Below are 22,704 nucleotides of genomic sequence, written 5' to 3'. Positions count from 1 at the left end.
GGCGTGTAAACGCAAGAAGGGCACCCGAGGGTGCCCTTCTTCACATCTGCGCCTTCAGTTCAGCGCTGGCTTGTCGCCATTGATCGGGATGCGCTTGGCCTTGGCTTCTTCAGGCACGATGCGCAGCAGGTCGATGCTGAGCAGGCCATTGGCCAGGCCGGCGGCCTTGACTTCGATATGGTCGGCCAGGCGGAACGACAGCTTGAAGGCGCGTTGCGCGATACCTTGGTGCAGGTAGGTCACCTCAGTGGCGCCATTTTCGCGCTTGCCACCGGTTACGGTCAGGACACCTTTTTCAACCTGCAGGTCGAGGTCCTGCTCCTGGAATCCGGCTGCGGCAACCACGATGCGGTAGTGGTCATCACCATGCTTTTCCACGTTGTAGGGCGGGTAGCTGCTACCGGCCTCATTACGCGCCGCGGACTCGAACAGGTCGTTGAAACGGTCGAAACCAACGGAATGGCGGAACAGTGGAGCGAGAGAGAAAGCGGTGGTCATGGTCATAAACTCCTGAGAATCAGCAAGTAAGTCATTACGCGACCCGACTTCGGCATCGCGTACTCAAGAGATATGGCCGAGGGAAATGCTTTCAAGGGGCAAGCAGAAAAAATCTGATTTCTTGCACGGGATCTGGTGGCTGCTTCGTCGGCAACCCCGCGAAGCAGCCGACTCAGGCAACACATGCTTCCAGAGCTTGAGGCTCAACCCCAAGCAAACGGCTGATCCGCGCGCAATCATCCTCCCGACGCAACTCGGCAAACAACACCACCGCTTCGGGGTAACTGCGGGTCAACATCGCCAGCCACTGCTTCATCCGCCCTGGCGCATAGCGCGGCGACAACTTGTTCTGGGCCTGGCGCCAGAACTCGCGCAACAACGGCAGCAGGTCATCCCAGCTCATCGGCTGATAGTCGCGCCCCTCACGCGCGGCGGCTATCTGCAGGCCCAGGTCTGGGCGCGACACCAGCCCACGGCCCAGCATGATATCTTCGGCCCCACTGACTTCACGGCAACGCCGCCAGTCGTCGACGGTCCAGATCTCGCCATTGGCGAACACCGGCACCTTGACCACATCCTGTACCCGCGCCACCCACTCCCAATGCGCGGGTGGCTTGTAGCCCTCGACCTTGGTCCGTGCGTGCACCACCAGGTGCGCAGAACCGCCTTCGGCCAGCGCCGTGGCGCACTCCAGCGCCCCATCAGGGCTGTCGAAGCCCAGCCGCATCTTCGACGTGACCGGGATATTTGCCGGAACCGCACGGCGTACTTCACGCACGATGGCATGCAGCAACTCCGGCTCCTTGAGCAGCACGGCACCACCGCGTGACTTGTTCACGGTCTTGGCCGGGCAACCGAAGTTCAGGTCGATCACCGGCGCCCCCAATTCACAAGCCAGCGCGGCGTTCTCCGCCAGGCACACCGGGTCCGAACCCAGCAACTGCACGCGCATGGGCACCCCGGCAGCCGTGCGCGCGCCCTGGCGTAATTCGGGCGCCAGCTTGTCGAACGAAGAAGGCGGCAGCAGGCGGTCGCACACGCGAATGAACTCGGTGACGCACCAGTCGATACCGCCCACGCGCGTCAGCACGTCGCGCAGGATGTTGTCGACCAGCCCCTCCATGGGGGCCAGGGCAATTTGCATGTTGGGGTCTCGGGGTAAAAAGCCGGCAGTCTAACAAAAATTGCCGGCGATTCAGGCGCCGATCAGCGCCGGACCGTAACCCTCGATGAATTCCGCCGGCATACGCTTGGGTTTACCGCTGGACAACTCGATGCAGGCAAAGGTGGTTTGCGCGCGCAGCAGGGTTACACCGTCACGTGGGCGCTTGAGCTGGAAGCGCCGGGTCATGCGCAGCCGCTGGTCCCAATCGATGATCCAGGTGGCCAGTTGCAGCTCGTCGTCCTCGTAGGCGGCAGCCAGATAATCAATTTCGTGACGCACCACGGCCATCGCCCGGTCCAGGCGCCGATACTCGGCCAGGTCCAGGCCCAGGCGCTGGGAGTGGCGCCACGCGCAGCGCTCCAGCCAGGTGACATAGACTGCATTGTTGGCGTGGCCGAGGCCGTCGATATCCTCGCTGCCGACGCGCAGGTCGATGACGAAGGGTGTTGCCAGGTCCCAGCTCATGTTCGCTTCCTTGGCGCAAAAAGTGAATTTAGCAGCGACCTGCAGAAGAATGTCCAGCCCTACCGCCCTGACACGGCCACTCCTGCAACGACAGGGGCAGCCTGCCAATCAGGCGCTTTGCCGCGCCGGTGCGGCTGCGCGGGCCAGCAATTCGAGCACGGCTTCACCCAGACGCGGGTCAGCCAGCACCCGCTGGTGGCCGCCCTCTTCCAGCAGCATCAGGCGGCTATCGAACCAGGCCTTATGGATTACATGGGCTTCATCGGGAGCCACCAAGGCATCATCGGCGGCATGCACCACCAACCCCGGCAATTCCAGCTGGTAACCGGTCACATCCAGCCGCGCGATCTGCATGCCCACATCCCGCTCAATCTGGCGAATGAACGCCGCCCGTGCCCGCGCCGGCAACCCCAGATGATGGGCAAAACCTCGCAACACGCCTAGCAGCCGCGCCGGGGCCGCAATGCTTACCGCCGATTCTGTGCGCAACCCCATCTGCAGGGCCAGCAACACACTGGCCCCCCCATGGAATGGCCAATGACCGCACGCAGTGGCGGTAACTCGGCGGCAGCCTCAAGCAGCGCTCGGGCAAACAGCACCACATTGGCCTGCTCGCCAGGCGAACGCCCATGCCCCGGCCCCTCCAGCGACACTACCGTGTGCCCGGCCTGGACCAGGGTTTCGATCAAGGCGGCAAACTGGGTCGGGCGCCCTTCCCAGCCATGCATCAGCAGCACGGTCGGCCCCTGGCCCCAACGCAAGGCCGACAGGCCGAAGCGCAGGGTAATGCGCTCGGCGCTGGCCAGCATGGGCAGCTCCCAGTCCCGCGGCGGCAGGTTGCGCGGGGTCATGAAGGCACGACGCATCTTGCCCGCGACATGCTCAGGGGCCAGGCGGCCCAGGGTGCCATTGACACCACGAATCCAGCTCAGGGTGGTCATCGCCATGCTCCAGGGTTAAAGCACCGCCGATTTGGCGGCGCGCAGAATACGGTCAGACAGGTCACTGGTACCCAAGGCCCGCGCCAGCGCCAGGCCACCGACCATCAGCGCCAGGTCGGCCAGCGCCTTGTCGGCATCCTCAGGGCGGTCAACCATTGCGGCGGTCATCAATTCGATGTGCTCGGCCAGCACCTCACGGAAAACCTCCGGCAGGCGCTGCATTTCGCCCAGTGAGTTAGGCAACGGGCACGCGTGCACTTCGGCGTCCCGGTGCTTGCGCGACAGGTAGAAGGCCCCGGCCAGCGCACGCCGCCCGGCACCATCGAGATTGGGGTCGATCTGGGCGAGCAAGGCGCGGCGCTCGCCCAACAGCTGGCGGAATGCTTCGAGCATCAGCTCGTCTTTGCTGTCGAAGTGGGCATAGAAGCCGCCGACGGTCAGGCCTGCCGCGCCCATCACCTGACTGACGCTGGGCTCCGCCGGGCCATGCTGGATCAGCGCACTGCGCGCAGCTTCCAGAATGCGTTCACGGGTTCTGCTCTTCTTGTCGCTCATCAGGGCACTCACCATGCAAAATATGATGATCGAAATATTATTCTCATCATATTTTTTTGCAAGCAAAATATTCAACCGTCGGTCGGTAGTGGTTTTTGGGAGAGGGGAGAAAAACAAAAGGCCCATTCAATAAGCGAATGAGCCTTCCCGCCGCGTCAGGATAGTTGTCGTGTGAGTTGATTCGATGAGTCTTGGTCGGTGGGCGGAAGTGAGAGCCGTGTGGCGCGTTATTCGATAGAGCATCGGGAGTGGGTGGTGCGGCAGATGATGCCGCCCTTGAACCGGACGGTGCCGGAGCTGGTGGAAGCGACAGGCATTACTGATGCCACCCTGTATGCTTGGCGCAAACAGGCCAGAGCAGCGGGAGCAGTGGTGCCGGCAGATGGACAGCAGGCCGACCAGTGGTCGAGCCAGGACAAGTTTCGGGTGGTGCTGGAAAGCGCCAGCCTCAATGCGGCTGAGCTGGCGGAGTACTGCCGGCGCAAAGGCCTGTATGTCGAGCAGATCAACGCCTGGCGCGAAGCCTGCGAGCAGGCCAACAGCCTGGCTCAGCCGAGCAAGACCCGGCGCGAACGCGAAGAGGAAAAGGCCGCGAAGAAGCGCATCAAGCAGCTGGAGCGTGAACTGCGGCGCAAGGATGCGGCGCTGGCAGAAACCGCAGCTCTGCTGGTGTTGCGAAAAAAAGCCGAGGCGCTCTGGGGGAAGGACGAGGACGAATGATCAGCGCCCCGGATCGCCGTGAAACGCTGCAGTTGATCGAGGGCGCCGTGGCGGCGGGAGCGCGGCGGGCGCAGGCCTGCGCCGAACTGGGCCTGTCGCTGCGCAGCCTGCAGCGCTGGCAGCACTGCCCGGAGGATCGGCGTCCTTCGGCACAGCGAGCTGAGCCGGCCAACAAGCTGACCCCGCAAGAGCGCTGCCGCGTGCTGGAGGTCGCCAACCAGCCCGAGTTTGCCAGCCTGCCGCCGCAGCAGATCGTGGCGCGGCTGGCCGATCAGGGCACCTGGCTGGCCTCGGAGTCGACCTTTTACCGGTTGCTGAAGGACGCCGAACAGCAGCATCCGCGCGGCCGTAGCCGCCCACCGGTGAAACGAGCGCTGACGACCCATGTGGCCGACGGCCCGAACCAGCTGTGGTGCTGGGACATCACCTGGCTGCCGACCACGGTCAAGGGCCGTTACTTCTACTGGTACATGATCAAGGACGTCTACAGCCGGAAGCTGGTGGCCAACGAGGTGCATGAAAGTGAAAGCGCCGAGCAGGCCGCCCAGCTGCTACGCCAGGCCTGCCTACGTGAACAGCGGGCAGGCCAGCCGCTGGTACTGCACTCGGACAACGGCAGCGCGATGAAGGGCTCGACCATGCTGGCGGCCATGCAGAACCTGGGTGTGATGCCCTCGTTCAGCCGCCCGCGGGTGAGCAATGACAACGCCTATGCCGAGGCCTTGTTCCGCACGGCGAAGTACTGCCCGCTGTGGCCGGAGCGGCCCTTCGACACGCTGGAGCAGGCCAGGAACTGGGTGAACAGCTTCGTGGCCTGGTACAACCATGAACATCGCCACAGCGCCCTGAAGTTCGTGACCCCGGCGCAGCGACATACTGGCCAGGCAGAAGAGTTGCTGCGCAAGCGTATCGAGCTGTACGAGGCGGCGCGTGCACGGCACCCGGAGCGCTGGAGCGGCAACATCAGGAACTGGGTGCTGGCACCAATCGTGTGCCTGAACCCGGAGCGGGAAGCGGTACTGCAGCAAACATCAAAGGCAGCGTGACACGCTCACGCGACAACTACCTTGAAAATCGCCGCCTTTAAAGTCCCGCAAAACGCGGGTAAATGTGGCGTCCCCTAGGGGACTCGAACCCCTGTTACCGCCGTGAAAGGGCGGTGTCCTAGGCCACTAGACGAAGGGGACGTAACCTTCGCGAAGGTCCACTTGCGTGAACCCTGGCAGAAATGGTGGAGCTAAGCGGGATCGAACCGCTGACCTCCTGCATGCCATGCAGGCGCTCTCCCAGCTGAGCTATAGCCCCGAAACAAAAGGCTCATCAATAATCGACGAGCCTTTTTAAGCCCTGCAAAACGCAGGAAAAAGTGGCGTCCCCTAGGGACTCGAACCCCTGTTACCGCCGTGAAAGGGCGGTGTCCTAGGCCACTAGACGAAGGGGACGTAACCTTCGTGCCGGCCCGCCAAAGCGAACCGCGGCAAAATTGGTGGAGCTAAGCGGGATCGAACCGCTGACCTCCTGCATGCCATGCAGGCGCTCTCCCAGCTGAGCTATAGCCCCAGATTTATAGCCTCGCGGCCCAGCGACATCGTGAAACATCGCTTGTGTAAAACTGGCGTCCCCTAGGGGACTCGAACCCCTGTTACCGCCGTGAAAGGGCGGTGTCCTAGGCCACTAGACGAAGGGGACGAACCTTCTTACCTTCAAGACCCGGTTGCTGGACCCGGTCTTGCTTATCAGCCTTGGCTGCTAAGCGGAATTTGGTGGAGCTAAGCGGGATCGAACCGCTGACCTCCTGCATGCCATGCAGGCGCTCTCCCAGCTGAGCTATAGCCCCACAATGTCGCGTTGAACCGAAGCGCTGGCTGGGTGCCTGGCGTTTCGTTTTCGTTCATCGCTGTGGACGGGGCGCATATTAAGATCGGATTGCAAAGCTGTCAAACTAATTTTTCAAAATATTCAAAAAAATTTTCACAGATAACAATCACTTACCGCCCTGCCCCAGTTCTTGGAGGTTTAGTTGAACCTGCAGGAGCGGGCTTGCCCGCGAATGCGGTGTTGAATTTACCATCGCATTCGCGGGCAAGCCCGCTCCTACAGGTTAGGGGTAAAGCTGAATCAGGCGATGGAAGCCAGCAGCTTTTCCCACTCTTTGTTTTCTTTCTTAGACACACCGCCCAGCAGGTCCAGGGCCTGGCGCAGGCGGTAGCGGGTCAGGTCGGGGCCGAGGATTTCCATGGCGTCCAATACCGAAACCGAGCTGGCCTGGCCGGTGATGGCGGCGAACATCAGCGGCATGGCATCACGCAGCTTCAACTCCAACGCCTCGACCACGGCCTGGATGCAACCGGTGATGCGCTCTTTTCCCACTGGCGCAGGCTTTCGAGCTTCCACAGGATCAGCTGGATCACCTGGCGCACCTGGTCGGCCGACAGTTTCTTGCTTTCGAACAGCTTGGCATCCAGCTTCAGCGCACCTTCGAAGAAGAACCCGCCCAGCGGGGCAACCTGGCTGAAAGTCTCGACCCGGCCCTGCACATGCGGGGCGATCTTCATCATGTAGTCGCTGTTGAACGCCCACTTCTGCAGACGAGTGGCAAACTCTTCGACCGGCAACTCGCGCAGCCACTGACCATTGAGCCAGGACAGCTTCTCGATGTCGAAGATCGGGCCGCCCAGCGAGATACGCGACAGGTCGAAATGTTCGACCATCTCGGCCAGCGAGAATTTCTCGCGCTCGTCAGGCATCGACCAGCCCATGCGGCCCAGGTAGTTGAGCATCGCTTCCGGCATGAAGCCCATGCGCTCGTAGAAGGTGACCGAGGTCGGGTTCTTGCGCTTGGACAGCTTGGACTTGTCCGGGTTGCGCAGCAGCGGCATGTAGCACAGCTTGGGCTGCTCCCAGCCGAAGTACTCGTACAATTTGATCAGCTTGGGTGCCGACGGCAGCCACTCTTCCCCACGCAGCACGTGGGTGATGCCCATCAGGTGGTCGTCGACCACGTTGGCCAGGAAGTACGTCGGCAGGCCATCGTTCTTCATCAGCACCTGCATGTCCATGCGGTCCCACGGGATTTCGACATCGCCGCGCAGCATGTCCGGCACCACGCAGATACCTTCGCTCGGGACCTTCATACGGATCACGTGCGGCTCGCCAGCATCCAGGCGGCGCTGCACTTCTTCGGCGCTCAACAGCAGCGCGCGGCCGTCATAGCGTGGGGTTTCGCCGCGAGCTTGCTGCTCGGCGCGCATCTGCTCCAGCTCTTCGGCGGTGCAGAAGCAGTAGAAGGCGTGGCCGGCGTCAACCAGTTCCTTGGCGTATTTGGCGTAGATATCGCCACGCTCGCTCTGCCGGTATGGGCCATGCGGGCCGCCCACGTCCGGACCTTCGTTCCATTCGATGCCGAGCCAACGCAAGGCGTCGAAGATTTGCTGCTCCGACTCGCGCGTGGAGCGCAGCTGGTCGGTGTCTTCGATGCGCAGGATGAACTCACCGCCGTGCTGCTTGGCAAAGCAGTAGTTGAACAAGGCGATGTAGGCGGTGCCGACATGGGGGTCGCCGGTAGGCGATGGCGCGATACGCGTGCGTACGGTGGTCATGGAGAGTCTCGAACGAAAGATGAAACAAAGGCGGGATGTTAGCAGGAGGCAGGCACCGGGCTCCAGCAATGGCGCGAACGTCACTTGTCGACAGGCCCTGCGGCGCTGTTAAATTTGTTTACATTTTTGGAACGATAGTCCCCATGCCTGCTCAACTCAAACGCCGCCTGGCGATCTTCTTTACTCTGGTGGCCATCATCGCCCTCGCCTTCCTGGCCCACTGGTACTTCAAGGGCCGCTTCTACGAGAGCACCGACAATGCCTATGTGCAGGGCGAGATCACCCGTATCTCCAGCCAGCTTGGCGCACGTATCGACACTGTGCCGGTCGAGGACAACCAGCACGTCAACAAGGGCGACCTGCTGGTGCGCCTGGAAGCCGCCGACTTCGAACTGGCTGTCGAGCGCGCACACGCCGCCTTGGCCACCCGCGAAGCCGAGTACGCGCAGGCACAGAGCCGCCTGACCCAACAAGGTAGCCTGATTGCCGCTGGCCAGGCTCAGGTGGCGGCCAACCAGGCCACGTTCGACCGCTCACGCCTGGACCTGAGCCGCGCCGAGAAGTTGCGCAAGCCGGGTTATGTCTCCGAAGAGCGGGTCACCACCCTGTCGGCGGACAGCCATGTTGCCGGCTCCCAGGTCGACAAGGCCCGGGCCGACTTGCAGAGCCAGCGCCAGCAGGTCAACGCCCTGAACGCCGACCTGAAACGCCTGGATGCGCAAATTGCCAACGCCCGCGCCGACCTGGCCCAGGCCGAGCTGAACCTGACCCGCTGCGAAATCCGCGCGCCCATCAGCGGTACCATCGGCCAGCGCAATGCGCGCAATGGCCAGGTGGTACAGGCCGGCGCTTACCTGCTGTCGATCGTGCCGGACGAAGATATCTGGGTGCAGGCCAACTTCAAGGAAACCCAGATTGGCCACATGCAGCCTGGCCAGCGTGCCGAGCTGTTGTTCGACAGCTACCCCGACACCCCCATCGAAGGGCGGGTGGACAGCCTGTTCGCCGCCTCGGGCGCGCAGTTCAGCCTGCTGCCGCCAGACAACGCCACCGGCAACTTCACCAAGGTGGTGCAGCGTATCCCGGTAAAACTCACCTTCAGCGCCGACAACCCGTTGCACGGGCGTATCCGCCCTGGCATGTCGGTCACCGCCACCGTCGACTTGCGCCGCGAAGACGAAGGCCAACATGGCCGGTGATACGTTGCTCCGCCCCACTGCGGAGCCGACTCGGCGCGACTGGATCGCAGTGATGAGCGTGATGCTCGGTGCCTTCATGGCGGTGCTGGACATCCAGATCACCAACTCCTCGTTGAAGGACATTCAGGGCGCATTGTCAGCGACGCTGGAAGAAGGCTCATGGATTTCCACTTCGTACCTGGTGGCGGAAATCATCATGATCCCGCTGACGGCCTGGCTGGTACAGCTGCTGTCGGCGCGGCGCCTGGCCGTGTGGGTATCGGGCGGCTTCCTGCTGTCGTCGCTGCTGTGCTCGATGGCCTGGAACCTGGAGAGCATGATCCTGTTTCGCGCCTTGCAGGGTTTCACCGGCGGCGCGCTGATTCCGCTGGCATTTACCCTGACACTGATCAAGCTGCCCGAGCACCACCGCGCCAAGGGCATGGCGATGTTCGCCATGACCGCCACTTTCGCGCCCTCCATCGGCCCCACCCTGGGCGGCTGGCTGACCGAGAAATGGGGCTGGGAGTACATCTTCTACATCAACATCCCACCAGGCCTGGTGATGATTGCCGGCCTGATGTATGGCCTGGAGAAGAAAGAAGCGCACTGGGAACTGCTGAAAAGCACCGATTACGCCGGCATCGTCACCCTGGGCCTGGGGTTAGGCTGCCTGCAGGTGTTTCTGGAAGAAGGCCACCGCAAGGACTGGCTGGAGTCGAACCTCATCGTCGGCCTGGGGAGTGTGGCCCTGGTCAGCCTGATCACCTTCGTCATCTTGCAGTTTTCCAAACCGCACCCGCTGATCAACCTGCGCATCCTGGGTAACCGCAACTTCGGCCTGTCGAGCATCGCCAGCCTGGGCATGGGTGTGGGCCTGTACGGGTCGATCTACCTGTTGCCGCTGTACCTGGCGCAGGTGCAGGGCTACAACGCCTTGCAGATTGGCGAGGTGATCATGTGGATGGGTATTCCGCAGCTGTTCCTGATCCCCTTGGTGCCGCAACTGATGAAGGTGGTGTCACCCAAGGTGTTGTGCGCGTTGGGGTTCTGCCTGTTCGGGGCTGCCAGTTTCGGCTCTGGGGTGCTCAACCCGGACTTTGCCGGGCCGCAGTTCAACCACATCCAGATCATCCGCGCCCTGGGTCAACCGATGATCATGGTGACCATTTCGCTGATCGCCACAGCGTATATCCAGCCGCAGGATGCAGGGTCGGCGTCGAGCTTGTTCAATATCCTGCGTAACCTGGGCGGGGCCATCGGCATTGCCCTGCTGGCCACCCTGCTGGATGCGCGGACCAAGGTGTATTTCGACTACCTTCGCGAATCGGTGGTGCCGAGCAACCCCCAGGTAGCGGAAAGGCTGGCGCAACTGGCGGAGCGCTTGGGCAATGACAACGCGGCGCTGGGCAAGCTGAGCGAGATTACCCACCAGCAGGCCATGATCATGGCTTACAACGATGCGTTCCATTTTGTCGGGATAGGCTTGGCGGTAAGCATGGTGGCGGTGTTGCTGACCCGGAAGTTGCCGGAAGGGTTGAAAGCCGGGGAAGCACATTAAACACTCAAGGTGCTACGCGGCCACCGTGGGGGCGGCTCTTTCGCGACACAAGGCCGCCCCCACGTCATACTTCAGCTGGTAATCAACCGCTCGCGCAACTGGCTGATCTCGTCGCGCAACTGCGCCGCAGCCTCGAACTCTAGGTCGCGAGCGAACTGCATCATTTTCTCCTCCAACTGCTTGATACGCTTGGTGATCTCGCCCGGCGTACGCAGTTCGGCCTCGTAACGGGCGCTCTCCTCCGCCGCCTTGGCCATGCCCTTGCGCTTCTTGCTGCGCGCTCCAGGTACCGTGGCACCTTCCAGGATGTCGGTGATGTCCTTGACCACGCCCTTGGGCACGATACCGTTGGCCTCGTTGAACGCGATCTGCTTCTCGCGGCGGCGCTCGGTTTCATCGATCGCTCGCTGCATCGAGCCCGTCACATTGTCGGCGTAGAGGATGGCCCGGCCATTGAGGTTACGCGCAGCACGGCCAATGGTCTGAATCAGTGAGCGCTCGGAACGCAGGAAGCCTTCCTTGTCCGCATCGAGGATCGCCACCAGTGACACCTCGGGCATGTCCAAGCCTTCGCGCAGCAGGTTGATACCTACCAGCACATCGAAGGTGCCCAGGCGCAGGTCACGGATAATCTCCACTCGCTCTACAGTGTCAATGTCCGAGTGCAGATAGCGCACCCGCACGTCGTGATCGGCCAGGTAGTCGCTAAGGTCTTCGGCCATGCGCTTGGTCAGGGTTGTCGCCAGCACACGCTCGCCTGCCGCGACACGCTTGCGGATCTCGGACAACAAGTCATCGACCTGAGTCAGCGCCGGGCGTATTTCGACCTGCGGGTCGACCAGGCCGGTCGGGCGCACCACCTGCTCCACCACGCGCCCGGCATGCTCTGCTTCGTAGGGGCCAGGGGTCGCTGAAACGAAAATGGTCTGCGGGCTGACATCCTCCCACTCGTCGAAACGCATCGGCCGGTTGTCCAGTGCCGAAGGCATGCGAAAGCCATACTCGACCAGGGTTTCCTTGCGTGAGCGGTCGCCCTTGTACATGGCGCCGACCTGCGGAACGCTGACGTGGGATTCGTCGATCACCAGCAGCGCATCGGGCGGCAGGTAGTCGTACAGGGTAGGCGGCGGCGCCCCGGCCGGGCGCCCGGACAGATAGCGCGAGTAGTTTTCGATGCCATTGCAGTAGCCAAGCTCGAGGATCATCTCCAGGTCGAAGCGGGTGCGTTGCTCCAGGCGCTGCGCCTCGACCAGCTTGTTGGCCTTGTGCAGGTATTCCAGGCGCTCCTTCAGTTCTTCCTTGATGCCCTCCACTGCTTCCAGCAGCGTTTCACGCGGGGTGACATAGTGGCTCTTGGGATAGAAGGTGAAACGCGGCAGCTTGCGGAAAACCTCGCCGGTCAGCGGGTCGAAGGCGGCGATGTTCTCCACCTCATCATCGAGCAGCTCGATGCGGATGGCCTCCAGGTCCGATTCCGCCGGGAAAATGTCGATCACATCGCCCCGCACGCGGAAGGTGGCACGGGCAAAGTCCATTTCATTGCGGGTGTACTGCAAGTCCGCCAAGCGGCGCAGCAGCGCGCGCTGGTCGAGCTTGTCGCCACGGTCCACGTGCAGGACCATTTTCAGGTAGGTCTCGGGGCTGCCCAGGCCATAGATGCACGAGACGGTGGTGACGATGATGGCGTCGCGCCGCTCCAGCAGCGCTTTGGTCGCCGACAGGCGCATCTGCTCGATGTGGTCGTTGATGGAGGCGTCCTTCTCGATGAAGGTGTCCGACGACGGCACGTAGGCTTCCGGCTGGTAGTAGTCGTAATAGGAGACGAAGTACTCCACCGCATTGTTGGGGAAGAACGCCTTGAACTCGCCGTACAGCTGTGCGGCCAGGGTCTTGTTCGGCGCCAGCACCAACGTCGGGCGCTGCACGTGCTGGATGACGTTGGCAATGCTGAAGGTCTTGCCCGAGCCCGTCACGCCGAGCAGCGTCTGGTGCGACAGCCCCGCCTCGATGCCTTCGACCAACTGGCGGATGGCCTCGGGCTGGTCGCCTGCCGGCTGGAAACGGGTGACGAGCTGGAACTCGGACATGACGGACCTCGCGGCGCTGCGGTAACTGTAAATTTAGCCAGTAGTCTATACCCAAATGCGCCCGCTCGGGGGCGCTTTCAAGGCATAGCTGTGAACGCGTGTAACGGTGGACCCGGCAATTAGACCAATGGTCGAAAAATATTTGCGCAAATAACCGGAAAAGCTGCGCCAGAGTGTCGCGGTGACCGGTCGGTATCACTATACTGACTCCCCGTTTGTGCACCGCTTCAGTGCATTCGGCTGGAGCGTGTACGTCCTATCACTCTCCAATCAGAGCCGAAGTAACAATGAGCCTGTTTTCCGCTGTCGAGCTGGCACCCCGCGACCCTATCCTGGGCCTCAACGAAGCATTCAACGCCGACCCACGTACCGACAAGGTCAACCTGGGCGTGGGCGTGTACTGCAATGAGGAAGGCCGCATCCCGCTGCTGCGCGCCGTGATCGAAGCCGAGACCCAGCGTGCCGCACAGCACGCCTCGCGCGGCTACCTGCCGATCGACGGCATCGCCACTTATGACCAGGCCGTGCAAAAGCTGATCTTCGGCGCCGAGTCGCCACTGCTGGCCGCTGGCCGTGTGGTCACCGTACAGGCCGTCGGTGGTACCGGCGCACTGAAAATCGGTGCCGACTTCCTCAAGCGCATCTCGCCTGACGCCGTGGTCGCCATCAGCGACCCAAGCTGGGAAAACCATCGCGCGCTGTTCGAGTCGGCCGGTTTCCCGGTGCAGACCTATCGCTACTACGATGCGCCGACCAACGATGTGAACCGCGGCGGCATGCTGGAAGACCTCAACGCCCTGCCATCGGGCTCGATCGTCGTGCTGCACGCCTGCTGCCACAACCCGACCGGCGTCGACCTGAACCTGGACGACTGGAAAAATGTCCTGGAGGTGGTCAAGGCCAAGGGCCACGTGCCGTTCCTCGACATGGCCTACCAGGGCTTTGGTGATGGCATCGCCGAAGACGCCTTCGCCGTTCGCCTGTTCGCCGAGTCGGGCCTGGAGTTCTTTGTTTCCAGCTCGTTCTCCAAATCGTTCTCGCTGTACGGCGAGCGCGTCGGCGCACTGTCGGTCGTCACCGCCTCCAAGGACGAGAGCACTCGCGTGCTGTCGCAGGTCAAGCGCGTGATCCGCACCACTTACTCCAACCCACCAACCCACGGTGCAACCATCGTAGCCACCGTGCTGAACAGCGCCGAACTGCGCCAGATGTGGGAAACCGAACTGGGCGAAATGCGCCAGCGCATCCACGGCATGCGCAAGCAGATGGTTTCGCTGCTGGCCGAATATGGCGCCAATCGCGACTTCAGCTTCGTTGGCCGCCAGGTCGGCATGTTCTCCTACTCGGGCCTGACCGTTGATCAGGTGGCCCGCCTGAAGAACGATTTCGGCATCTACGCCCTGGACACCGGCCGTATCGCCGTGGCCGCGCTGAACCAGAGCAACATCCATGTGGTCACCAAGGCTATCGTGGAAGTGCTGTAACTCATTGTTTTGCCTAGGGGTGGCTTGACTTCCCCTGGGCAATCAGTAAGATACGCGCAGATTCCGCGATAGCTCAGTCGGTAGAGCAAATGACTGTTAATCATTGGGTCCCTGGTTCGAGTCCAGGTCGCGGAGCCAAACACTGAAAAAGCCCCCAGATGCGCAAGCAACTGGGGCTTTTTCGTTGCATCGGGTTTATTGGCCCGGCGCTTCGGTCACCGGCTTGCCCTCATCCACCAGGCTCCAGACCAGCAGCTTGGCAGGCTGGGTCTTGCTGGCATTACGTGACACGCTATGCACGGTGCCGGGCGCCTCGTACCAGTACTGGCCGGCCTTGTAGGTCTTTTCCTGCTCGTTGTTGAGCTTCGATACCACCGCACCTTCCAGCACGTAGGCCATCACTGCACCTGGGTGCTGATGCGCAGGGGACGCTTCGCCGGGTGCGTAGCTGACGGTAAGCATGACGGCGGTTTTGCCGGGGGCATTCGAGGGTTGTTGCTGCTGCAGGACTGTGACCTGGTCGGCAACGTCGCCGTGGGCCCAGGCGGGGGTTTGGGCGGCGAGCAGAGCGAAAAGGATGAGCGTTGAGGGTTTCATGCTGGGCTTCTCCTGGATGGCAATTGCCAGCAGGTTAGGCCCTGACAGGCTGAAGACAAATGGCCAATCCTGGGGAAAATCAGGAGGCCGATTGTTGCCAGTGCCGGCCTTTCGCGGGCACTGGCAACAGAGCATTCAGCTGCTGCGCCCAATCGGATAAAACTCGCCCTGGCTCCATACTCCAAGCCATTCCTCACCCTCGATCTCACGCGGCACCGCCAGCTCCACCAGTTGGTAGAACACATTGCGGTGTATCAACGCCTCAAGGTTGCTGCGCATCAGCACATACGGCGACGGCTCCTGCGTCACCGGATCGATGACCACCCGCAGAGGATTGTCCGGCCCGGCCTCGACCTGGTCCTCGACATTGCTGGTAAAGCGCAGCACTTGCTGCTTGCCCTCGCCCTGCACGTCCAGCGCTACAGCCACGAACGGGGCATCGTCAACGCGAATGCCAACCTTCTCGACCGGAGTAATCAGGAAATAGTCATCGCCATCGCGGCGAATGATGGTAGAAAACAGCCGCACCATCGGTTTGCGCCCGATCGGCGTGCCCAGGTAGTACCAGGTGCCATCGCGGGCAATGCGCATGTCGATGTCGCCGCAGAAGTCCGGGTTCCACAGATGCACCGGCGGCAGGCCCTTGGCCTTGGGGATCTGCGCCAGAAGGTCATTGGCCTTGCCGGAATCGCTCATCACGCTTGCCTCATTCACTCATGCCCAGAAGGCTACGAGCGTACTCGCGCATCGGCGCACCAAGCAAATCCTCCGGGGTATTGTCGTGGAACGTCAACAAACCGCCACGACTCTTGATGCGGGCGGTGTCGATCAGGTAGCGGGTATTGGTTTCGATCAGCATCATCTGCACCACGCCACTGTCCCAACCCACGCGGTCGACGGCCTGTTCGTCGTACCACTCGTCACCATTGCCGATGCGGTCGTCGGTGCGCGCGAAACGCGTATACAACACGTAATCGGCGCCTACCGAGCGCGCCTGGGCAATGGCCTCCTCCAGGCCCAACGGGCCCTGGGCGCGGCGTACCAGCGGGAAATACTCGACGAAGCTCTTGAAGGCTTGCTCTGCCACTGCGTTCTGCCGTGGCACTGGCCCCTTGCCCGGCGGCACGAATGCACCCTGGCCGATGAAAATGAACGAGTCCGGTTGCAGGCGGATCGACAAGGTGCGGCGGGTTTCACTGTGATCCAGCAGACCGGCATCGCTCATGTGATAGCGAACGCCCTCGCCCATATCACTGACATTCATGCAGCCGCCCAGCGCCATCAGCGCCAGCAGCAAGACCAGGCTACGCATCTTTCCTCCAGTGGCCGGCGACGAAAAACCGGCGAATAGCCGGCGGATGCAGCTTTTGCGCCAGCTTCAGCCACCGATCACCTTCATCACCGTAACGCCCCCGGAAAACGCCAGCTCCTGCTTGTCTGCCAACGCCTTGACCAACAACCGTTGCAGGGCTGGCAGCGCCTGATGGCGTGGCTTTTCCAGCAGGTCACCGACGAAGTGGCGGTTGCCTGACGACAGACAGCCATGCAACCAGCCCGTTGAAGACAGGCGCAACCGTGAGCAGGTACGGCAAAACGGCACAGTCTCGTTGGCGATAACACCGAAGTAGCCCTTGCCGGGGATTTGATAACGCAAGGCAGTGGCATCCAAGGGCGCGTCGACCTGGGCATAGGTATGCTTGCCGCCAATCAGCGTGAGCAGCTGGTCGAGGCCGACGAACTGCTGCAGGAAAGCATTGTGATCACGGGCCAGATGGCCCATGCGCATCAGTTCGATGAAGCGCAACTCGAAGCCGCGCTCAAGACAGTATTCCAGCAGCGGCAGCACCTGGTCGAGGTTCTGCCCACGCATCGGCACCATGTTCACTTTCACCTGCATGCCCAGGGTACTGGCTTGCTGCATACCCGCCAGCACGCAGGCCAAGTCGCCGCCTCGGGCGATACGGCGGAAGGCTTGCGGGTCGAGGGTGTCGAGGGAAACATTCAGGCGACGAATACCGGCCGCCTGCAACTGCGGCAATTTGCGCTCCAGCAGCTGGCCATTGGTAGTCAGCGAGATATCGTCGAGATCAAGTTTGGCCACGCCAGCCAGAAAGGCGTCCAGGCGCGGGCTGATCAGCGGTTCACCGCCGGTGATGCGCAGGCGCTCGACGCCGGCAGCTTCGATCAGGTAGGCCACGCCACGGGCCAGGGAGTCTGCTGAGAGTTCGTCCTGCGCCGCCACCAGGCGCTTACCGTCGGGTACGCAGTAAGTGCAGGCGTAATTGCAGGCAGCCGTCAGGCTGACACGCAGGTTGCGAAAGCGCCTGCCTTGACGATCGACAATCATGAATGACTCCGGCATGGATGATGAGGGGCAGGCGAAACCTAACTCATAAATCAGGTTTTTGCAAGCCCCCACCGCACCCTACCGACTTCAGCGGGAAGTGACGAAGCGCTTCAGTTGGTTGGTTCCGGGTCGCGCTTACGCTTGTTGCCCATACGCACGCCAATGTCCATCAGAAACTGGAAGAAGCCTTCCTGGTCTTCCAATACATTGCTCCAGAACGGCGAGTGGTACAGCGCCACGGCGCCATGCACCAGCGCCCAGGCGGCGCAGTAATGGAAGTACGGCGGCACGTCTTCGAGTTTACCTTCGCTGATACGACCCTTGATCAGTTGGGTCAGGCGATCGAAGTTGGAAGCGCGGATGCTGTGCAACTGCTCGACCATTTCTGGCACCTGGTTGCCCTTGACCACCTTTTCTTCAAGGCGATCGAACAGCCGGTATCGTTGCGGATCGCGCATGCGGAACTCGAAGTAGGCGCGCGACAGGGCTTCCTTGTCACGGTCGACGTCGGCCGAGTGCAACAGCGCGTTCAGGTCGCGCTCGTAGTCGAGCATCAGGCGCAGGTAGATTTCCGCCTTGGACTTGAAGTGCTTGTAGATCGTGCCTTTGCCGATGCCCACGGCGTCGGCGATCATCTCGACGGTGACGCTGTCTTCGCCCTGTTCGAGAAACAGCTTGAGCGCGGTGTCGAGGATTTCCTGTTCGCGACGGCGAAACTCACGGACCTTACGAGGTTCTTTCTGCATGGGAAGGACTGGATGACAATCGAAGCGGTTTATTATGCCTAACTTGCGGGAAATTGCACGGATCATCCAAGCATGGCAGTGTTTCACGATGCATACGGCCATGCGATGCGGGAGGAACGGAACGGCGGCGTATTCCAAATCTGTTTAAAAAACGACCAATATGCACTGGCACTGCGCCAAACCTGACCAATACTTGAAGTGTTGGCGCGGCGCATCCCCCCAAGTGGCGCGCCGATAAAGGTGCTCAGGGACCGCGTACCTTTGTTTTACTCCTAATGGTCTTAACCCGGATTCCTCCCCCAGAACCCGGGTTTTTTTTTGCTTACGCGACGGGCCGCAAAGCGGCCCGCACTCCCGCTCGACATTTGTACTGTGCTTTTGATCTTGATCTTGATCTTGATCTTCGCGACTTCAGGAGGCCGAGCGCAGGCCTTGCGGAGGGAGGTGACGGGCATGGATGCCCGTCAAGCGCTGGGCCCCAGGATGGGGCCTGCAGCGCGGTCCTCCCGGGAGCAAGGCCGGAGTGAGGGAACCCCGGAGCGCAGCGCAGGGGCCGGATGATGGGAGCGCAGCGTTTTTTGGTTACTTTTTGTCGCGTTTGACAAAAAGTGACTCGCCGTAAGGGCGAAAAGGTGAGTCAGCGTCGCCATCGCAAACGGACTGTTCGCTGAGTCAAAACAGACAAATTCTGCTTTTTGCTTTTTGCTTTTTGCTTTTTGCTTTTTGCTTTTTGCTTTTTGCTTTTTGGATATGGGCCTTCACACCGAGTAAACATTCATTCGCGCGGGTGGCGCACAGTCACCTTTCCGCCCTTACGGTGGGTCCCTTTTTGTCGTGGCAAAAAGGAACCAAAAACCGTCCGCTCCCATCATCCGGCCCCTACGCTACGCTTCGGGGTCCCCTCGCTCCGGGCTTGCTCCCGGGAGGACCGCGCTGCAGGCCCCATCCTGGGGCCCAGCGCTTGACGGGCATCCATGCCCGTCACCTCCCTCCGCAAGCCCTGCGCTCGGCCTCCTGAAGTCGCAATCTGCGTCGCCTGAACTACCGCGCGCTTAGAAGCAAAAGCCGAAGCAAGAGCAAGAGCAAGAGCAAGAGCAAGAGCAATCAGGCTCGTGCTCTATCAGGCCACCCGCGCCAACGGGAACAACCGCTTGAAGTTGGCGGTGGTCTGCTCGGCCAGTTGCTCATAACTGGCCCCGCGCAACGAAGCCACATACTCCGCCACTTCCCGCACATACTGCGGCAAGTTCGGCTTGCCGCGATACGGAATCGGAGCCAGATAAGGCGAATCGGTCTCCACCAGCAACCGATCAACCGGCACCTGCCGCGCCACCTCACGCAGGGCATCAGCATTGCGGAAGGTCACAATGCCAGACAGCGAAATGTAATACCCCAGGTCCAGTGCGGCCTTGGCCATGTCCCAGTCCTCGGTAAAGCAGTGCAGCACGCCAGCCTGCGGCAAGCTGGCCTCGCGCAACAGCGCCAAGGTATCGGCACGGGCCGCCCGCGTATGCACGATCACCGGTTTGCCGGTCTGCCGCGAGGCCTCCAGGTGCAAGCGGAACGAGGCCTGCTGCAGCTCGGCAGCCTCCGGCTCGTAGTGGTAATCCAGCCCGGTTTCGCCAATCGCCACTGCATGCGGGTGGGCCAGTTCGCGCAACAGCCATTCCAGCGCCGGGGTTTCGCCTGGAGCCAAGTCCAGCGGGTGCACACCCACCGAGCAGTCGACGTCAGCGTACTGCTCGCTAAGCGCCTTCACCGCGCCAGCATTCTCGGCACTCACGCCAATGCACAGGAAATGCCCGACCCCGCGCTCACGCGCCGCCTGCAGGGCAGCATCGAGCGAGCCCTGGTGGGCGCTGAGGTCAAGACGGTCGAGGTGGCAATGGGAATCTACAAGCATGGGATAACAGCACACATGAAAAATGGGATATCAGCGGGCGCCGGGCAGTTGCAGCCAGTGGGCCAGCAGCGATTCAAGCAGCAGGGCACGGTTGAGGTTGGCCTTGCCCAGCACCTTCTGGCGCTGCTCAAGGATCCACGCCTGCACCTCCAGCACCTTGGCCTGACGGCTCTTCTGCGCAAGGTATTGCACCACCTTGCGCATATCCGCCAAGCCTAACCCCTCCTCGTCCTGGGTCAACTGGTAGCGCAGGATCAGGTGCGCCCAATCGCAGAACCAGTCGAACAGCCGCAACAACGGTACAGCGTTCCAGGCGTCGGCCAACTGGCTGGGCGATTGCTGCTGCTTGAGCAGCTTCTTCACCCCGTCGGTAACCAGCGCGCGTTGCTCGCGCACACCCTGAGCCTGCAGGCTAACCGCCATCAATGGCGAACCGGCGGCCAGGGTCAGCAGCTCATCGCGCTCAGCCTCATCACTGTCGGGCAACGCGCCAGCCAGCCAAGCCTGGCTCTGGGCCAGGCTGGGCTGCGGGCAGGCAACCTGCTGGCAACGACTCTTGATCGTTGGCAACAGGCGACTTGGCTGATGCGTGACCAACAGCAGCACGGTATCGCCGGAAGGCTCTTCAAGGCTTTTCAGCAGCGCGTTGGAGGCGTTGACGTTCATCGCTTCCACCGGCTCGATCAACACCACCTTGCGCCCACCCAGTTGCGCCGTCTGCACCACGAAGGCCACCAGCTCACGGACCTGGTCGACCTTGATCGGTTTGTCGGCTTCCTCGGGTTCGAGGACAAAGTTGTCCGGGTGGCTGCCAGCCTTGAGCAACAGGCACGACTTGCACTCGCCACAGGCCTCCAAGCCCAGCGGTCGCTGGCACATGAGGCGGGCCATCAGGCGCTCGGCCAACGCTCGCTTGCCGATGCCTTGGGGCCCGTGCAGCAAGTACGCATGGGCGTGCTGGCTGCGCCCAGCCAGTTGCTGCCACAGCGCTTCCTGCCAAGGGTAGGCCTCAGCCACGGCAACGCTCCACAATGCCTGGCAGCAGAGCGTCGATGTCACGCTGCACGGCCTCCAGGGATTGTGCGGCATCAAGCAAGCTGTAGCGCTGCGGCGCACGCTGGGCGCGCTGCAGGTACGCCTGGCGCACGGCTTCGAAGAAGGCCTGGCCCTCCTGCTCGAAACGGTCCAGGCGGCCACGGGCTGCGGCGCGGGCCAGGCCCACTTCCACCGGCAGGTCGAAGACCAAGGTCAGGTCCGGGCGCAGGCCGCCCTGGACGAACTGCTCCAGGGTTGCGATACGCTCGACCGACAAACCACGGCCACCGCCCTGATAGGCATAGGTGGCATCGGTGAAACGATCACACAGCACCACGGCCCCACGGGCCAATGCCGGACGGATCACCTGCGCCAGGTGCTGGGCGCGCGCGGCGAACACCAGCAGCAGTTCAGTGTCGGCCGCCATGCTTTCATCACTGGGCGCCAGCAGCAGTTCGCGCACCCTTTCCGCCAACGGTGTACCACCAGGCTCACGGGTCAGCACCACGTCCAGGCCGTGCTCGCGCAGGCGCGCGGCCAGGTAGTCGCGATTGGTGCTCTTGCCCGCGCCTTCGGGGCCTTCCAAAGTAATAAACAAGCCGCTCACAGGCAGTCCTCAATGTTGTTCGTCAGGCGTTGGCCGTTCGGCCGCTTGCGCACCGCCGGCAGGGGCATCCTGCACGGGCGGTTCATCGGGCGCTGGCTGCGCGGCCGGCTCGTCCGCCGCTGGCGGCTCAGGCTGCTGCGCGTCGTCGGCGTCATCCACGCCTGGCTTGGTGTCTTGCTGCGGCGCGGGGCTGGAACGGTAGTCCGCCCGGCGCTTGAGCTGGAACTCGCGCACCGCCGAGTTATGATCATCGAGGTCATCGGAGAACACATGGCTGCCATCGCCACGAGCGACGAAGTACAGGCTGGTGCCATCGGACGGGTTCAGTGCCGCGTGAATAGCCTCGCGGCCAACCATGGCGATCGGGGTCGGCGGCAGGCCTGTCATGGTGTAGGTGTTGTAGGGCGTAGGCTCGCGCAGGTCGGCGCGGGTGATCTTGCCGTTGTAGCGTTCACCCATGCCGTAGATCACTGTCGGGTCGGTCTGCAGCATCATGCCCAGGCGCATGCGCCTCACGAACACGCCGGCAATCTGCCCGCGCTCCTGCGGAATTCCGGTTTCCTTTTCCACAAGGGAGGCCATGATCAACGCCTGGTACGGGTCGCGATACGGCAGGTCGGTCGTGCGTTCGGCCCACTCCTTGGCCAACACTTCATCCAGGCGCATGTAGGCCTGCTGCAGCAACTCGACGTCACTCATGCCCCGTACGAAGCGGTAGGTGTCCGGGAAGAAGCGGCCTTCGGGGAACACACCGGTATGGCCGAGCTTGTCCATGACCTCGGCGTCCGACAAGCCCTCCAGGGTATGTTTGATCTTTTCATGCTTGGCCACGGCCGAGCGCACCTGGCGGAAGGTCCAGCCTTCGACCAAGGTCAGGTTGTACTGCACCACGTCGCCCCGGCGCCAGGCATCGAACAGCTGCTCGACGGTCATGCCGGGGGTAAGGCGATACTCTCCGGTATGCAGCGGGGTACCCGCCATGTTGAAGCGCCAGTACAAGCGCAACCAGACGGCGTCGTCGAGCAACCCTTCCGTTTGCATGCGATAGAACATGCGGTTGGGGGTAGTACCATTGGGCACGTCGAGCAGGCGCTCCTGCGTCACGTGCAAGGGCTGCTCCAGGACCGAGTTGACCTTCCAGGCCGACCAGCCTAGCGCCAGGCCGGCGAGGATCAGACCCATTTCCAGCAACAGCAGGAATTTACGTCTCACGAAT

At 62.1% G+C, this 22,704-nt stretch carries 18 protein-coding genes, 7 tRNA genes and 2 pseudogenes; 5 read left to right on the top strand and 22 right to left on the bottom strand.

Annotated features, from left to right (window positions below; genetic code table 11):
* Positions 1-54: 54 nt before the first annotated feature.
* The 5 genes and pseudogenes from AB5975_17700 to AB5975_17680 all read right to left on the bottom strand — a co-directional run bounded on the left by AB5975_17700 (position 55) and on the right by AB5975_17680 (position 3,624).
* Entirely contained in the window at positions 55-498 is a 444-nt protein-coding gene (locus AB5975_17700) for an Hsp20 family protein (protein XDR18473.1), read from the bottom strand.
* A gap of 172 nt (positions 499-670) precedes the next feature.
* Positions 671-1,642 carry a tRNA dihydrouridine synthase gene (locus tag AB5975_17695; protein ID XDR18472.1) on the bottom strand — a complete coding sequence of 324 codons (972 nt, stop codon included), beginning with the start codon at positions 1,640-1,642 and terminating at the stop codon, positions 671-673.
* Between the two features lie 51 nt (positions 1,643-1,693).
* Positions 1,694-2,128, bottom strand: coding sequence for an acyl-CoA thioesterase (locus AB5975_17690; GenBank protein XDR18471.1), 435 nt, complete (start codon positions 2,126-2,128; stop codon positions 1,694-1,696).
* A gap of 108 nt (positions 2,129-2,236) precedes the next feature.
* Positions 2,237-3,069: pseudogene (locus AB5975_17685) on the bottom strand (alpha/beta fold hydrolase).
* Positions 3,070-3,084: 15 nt separating this feature from the next.
* Complete coding sequence (locus AB5975_17680; protein XDR18470.1) at positions 3,085-3,624, bottom strand: TetR/AcrR family transcriptional regulator; 540 nt, start codon at positions 3,622-3,624, stop codon at positions 3,085-3,087.
* Between the two features lie 219 nt (positions 3,625-3,843).
* Here AB5975_17680 and AB5975_17675 point away from each other — a divergent pair.
* A protein-coding gene (locus tag AB5975_17675) for an IS3 family transposase (GenBank protein ID XDR18469.1) occupies positions 3,844-5,390 on the top strand; the annotation gives its coding sequence in 2 pieces (ribosomal slippage) (positions 3,844-4,330 and positions 4,330-5,390; 1,548 coding nt in all).
* Between the two features lie 65 nt (positions 5,391-5,455).
* Here AB5975_17675 and AB5975_17670 read toward each other — a convergent pair.
* The 7 genes and pseudogenes from AB5975_17670 to gltX form a co-directional block, all read right to left on the bottom strand.
* Positions 5,456-5,531: transfer RNA gene (locus AB5975_17670), tRNA-Glu, on the bottom strand.
* Positions 5,532-5,573: 42 nt separating this feature from the next.
* Positions 5,574-5,649: transfer RNA gene (locus AB5975_17665), tRNA-Ala, on the bottom strand.
* Positions 5,650-5,711: 62 nt separating this feature from the next.
* A tRNA-Glu gene (locus AB5975_17660) sits at positions 5,712-5,786 on the bottom strand.
* 42 nt (positions 5,787-5,828) lie between these two features.
* Positions 5,829-5,904: transfer RNA gene (locus tag AB5975_17655), tRNA-Ala, on the bottom strand.
* Between the two features lie 53 nt (positions 5,905-5,957).
* Positions 5,958-6,033 (bottom strand) — tRNA-Glu (locus AB5975_17650).
* 72 nt (positions 6,034-6,105) lie between these two features.
* Positions 6,106-6,181 (bottom strand) — tRNA-Ala (locus AB5975_17645).
* 281 nt (positions 6,182-6,462) lie between these two features.
* Positions 6,463-7,943, bottom strand: a pseudogene (gltX, locus tag AB5975_17640) (glutamate--tRNA ligase).
* Positions 7,944-8,086: 143 nt separating this feature from the next.
* Between gltX and AB5975_17635 the strand changes: the two are divergent.
* Both AB5975_17635 and AB5975_17630 read left to right on the top strand, forming a co-directional pair.
* Positions 8,087-9,142, top strand: coding sequence for an HlyD family secretion protein (locus AB5975_17635; GenBank protein XDR18468.1), 1,056 nt, complete (start codon positions 8,087-8,089; stop codon positions 9,140-9,142).
* A 49-nt stretch (positions 9,143-9,191) separates the two neighbouring features.
* Positions 9,192-10,682, top strand: a complete 1,491-nt coding sequence (locus AB5975_17630; GenBank protein XDR22988.1) for an MDR family MFS transporter — start codon at positions 9,192-9,194, stop codon at positions 10,680-10,682.
* 71 nt (positions 10,683-10,753) lie between these two features.
* Here the strand turns inward: AB5975_17630 and uvrB are convergent, their stop codons facing one another.
* Positions 10,754-12,769, bottom strand: a complete 2,016-nt coding sequence (gene uvrB / locus AB5975_17625) for an excinuclease ABC subunit UvrB (GenBank protein XDR18467.1) — start codon at positions 12,767-12,769, stop codon at positions 10,754-10,756.
* Positions 12,770-13,056: 287 nt separating this feature from the next.
* Here uvrB and AB5975_17620 point away from each other — a divergent pair, with 287 nt between their 5' ends.
* Together AB5975_17620 and AB5975_17615 are read left to right on the top strand one after the other, a co-directional pair.
* Positions 13,057-14,253 (top strand): amino acid aminotransferase, encoded by a 1,197-nt coding sequence (locus tag AB5975_17620; GenBank protein XDR18466.1) that lies wholly within the window; start codon positions 13,057-13,059, stop codon positions 14,251-14,253.
* 62 nt (positions 14,254-14,315) lie between these two features.
* A tRNA-Asn gene (locus AB5975_17615) sits at positions 14,316-14,391 on the top strand.
* Positions 14,392-14,448: 57 nt separating this feature from the next.
* Here the strand turns inward: AB5975_17615 and AB5975_17610 are convergent.
* The 9 genes from AB5975_17610 to mltG form a co-directional block, all read right to left on the bottom strand.
* Complete coding sequence (locus AB5975_17610; GenBank protein ID XDR18465.1) at positions 14,449-14,850, bottom strand: cupin domain-containing protein; 402 nt, start codon at positions 14,848-14,850, stop codon at positions 14,449-14,451.
* A 135-nt stretch (positions 14,851-14,985) separates the two neighbouring features.
* Positions 14,986-15,546: a DUF1285 domain-containing protein gene (locus AB5975_17605; protein ID XDR18464.1), complete on the bottom strand. Its 561-nt coding sequence runs from the start codon at positions 15,544-15,546 to the stop codon at positions 14,986-14,988.
* Between the two features lie 10 nt (positions 15,547-15,556).
* On the bottom strand, positions 15,557-16,162 hold the full coding sequence (locus AB5975_17600; protein XDR18463.1) for a DUF4823 domain-containing protein: 606 nt from the start codon (positions 16,160-16,162) through the stop codon (positions 15,557-15,559).
* A gap of 66 nt (positions 16,163-16,228) precedes the next feature.
* Positions 16,229-17,197, bottom strand: coding sequence for a GTP 3',8-cyclase MoaA (locus AB5975_17595; protein ID XDR18462.1), 969 nt, complete (start codon positions 17,195-17,197; stop codon positions 16,229-16,231).
* Between the two features lie 110 nt (positions 17,198-17,307).
* Positions 17,308-17,943, bottom strand: coding sequence for a TetR/AcrR family transcriptional regulator (locus AB5975_17590; GenBank protein XDR18461.1), 636 nt, complete (start codon positions 17,941-17,943; stop codon positions 17,308-17,310).
* Positions 17,944-19,063: 1,120 nt separating this feature from the next.
* Positions 19,064-19,846, bottom strand: coding sequence for a TatD family hydrolase (locus tag AB5975_17585; protein ID XDR18460.1), 783 nt, complete (start codon positions 19,844-19,846; stop codon positions 19,064-19,066).
* 30 nt (positions 19,847-19,876) lie between these two features.
* The gene (locus tag AB5975_17580; protein ID XDR22987.1) at positions 19,877-20,863 is read right to left on the bottom strand and encodes a DNA polymerase III subunit delta'; all 987 of its coding nucleotides are present in this window, start codon (positions 20,861-20,863) and stop codon (positions 19,877-19,879) included.
* Positions 20,856-21,488 (bottom strand): dTMP kinase, encoded by a 633-nt coding sequence (gene tmk / locus AB5975_17575; protein ID XDR18459.1) that lies wholly within the window; start codon positions 21,486-21,488, stop codon positions 20,856-20,858. Before tmk ends, AB5975_17580 begins: the two co-directional genes overlap by 8 nt.
* A 9-nt stretch (positions 21,489-21,497) precedes the next feature.
* Positions 21,498-22,700 (bottom strand): endolytic transglycosylase MltG, encoded by a 1,203-nt coding sequence (mltG, locus tag AB5975_17570; GenBank protein XDR18458.1) that lies wholly within the window; start codon positions 22,698-22,700, stop codon positions 21,498-21,500.
* Positions 22,701-22,704 lie beyond the last annotated feature (4 nt).

The organism is Pseudomonas putida, assembly GCA_041071465.1.
Taxonomy (GTDB): Bacteria; Pseudomonadota; Gammaproteobacteria; order Pseudomonadales; family Pseudomonadaceae; genus Aquipseudomonas; species Aquipseudomonas putida_P.
Note: the sequence above shows the minus strand (reverse complement) of the source record. Positions and strands in the feature narration are given on the sequence as shown.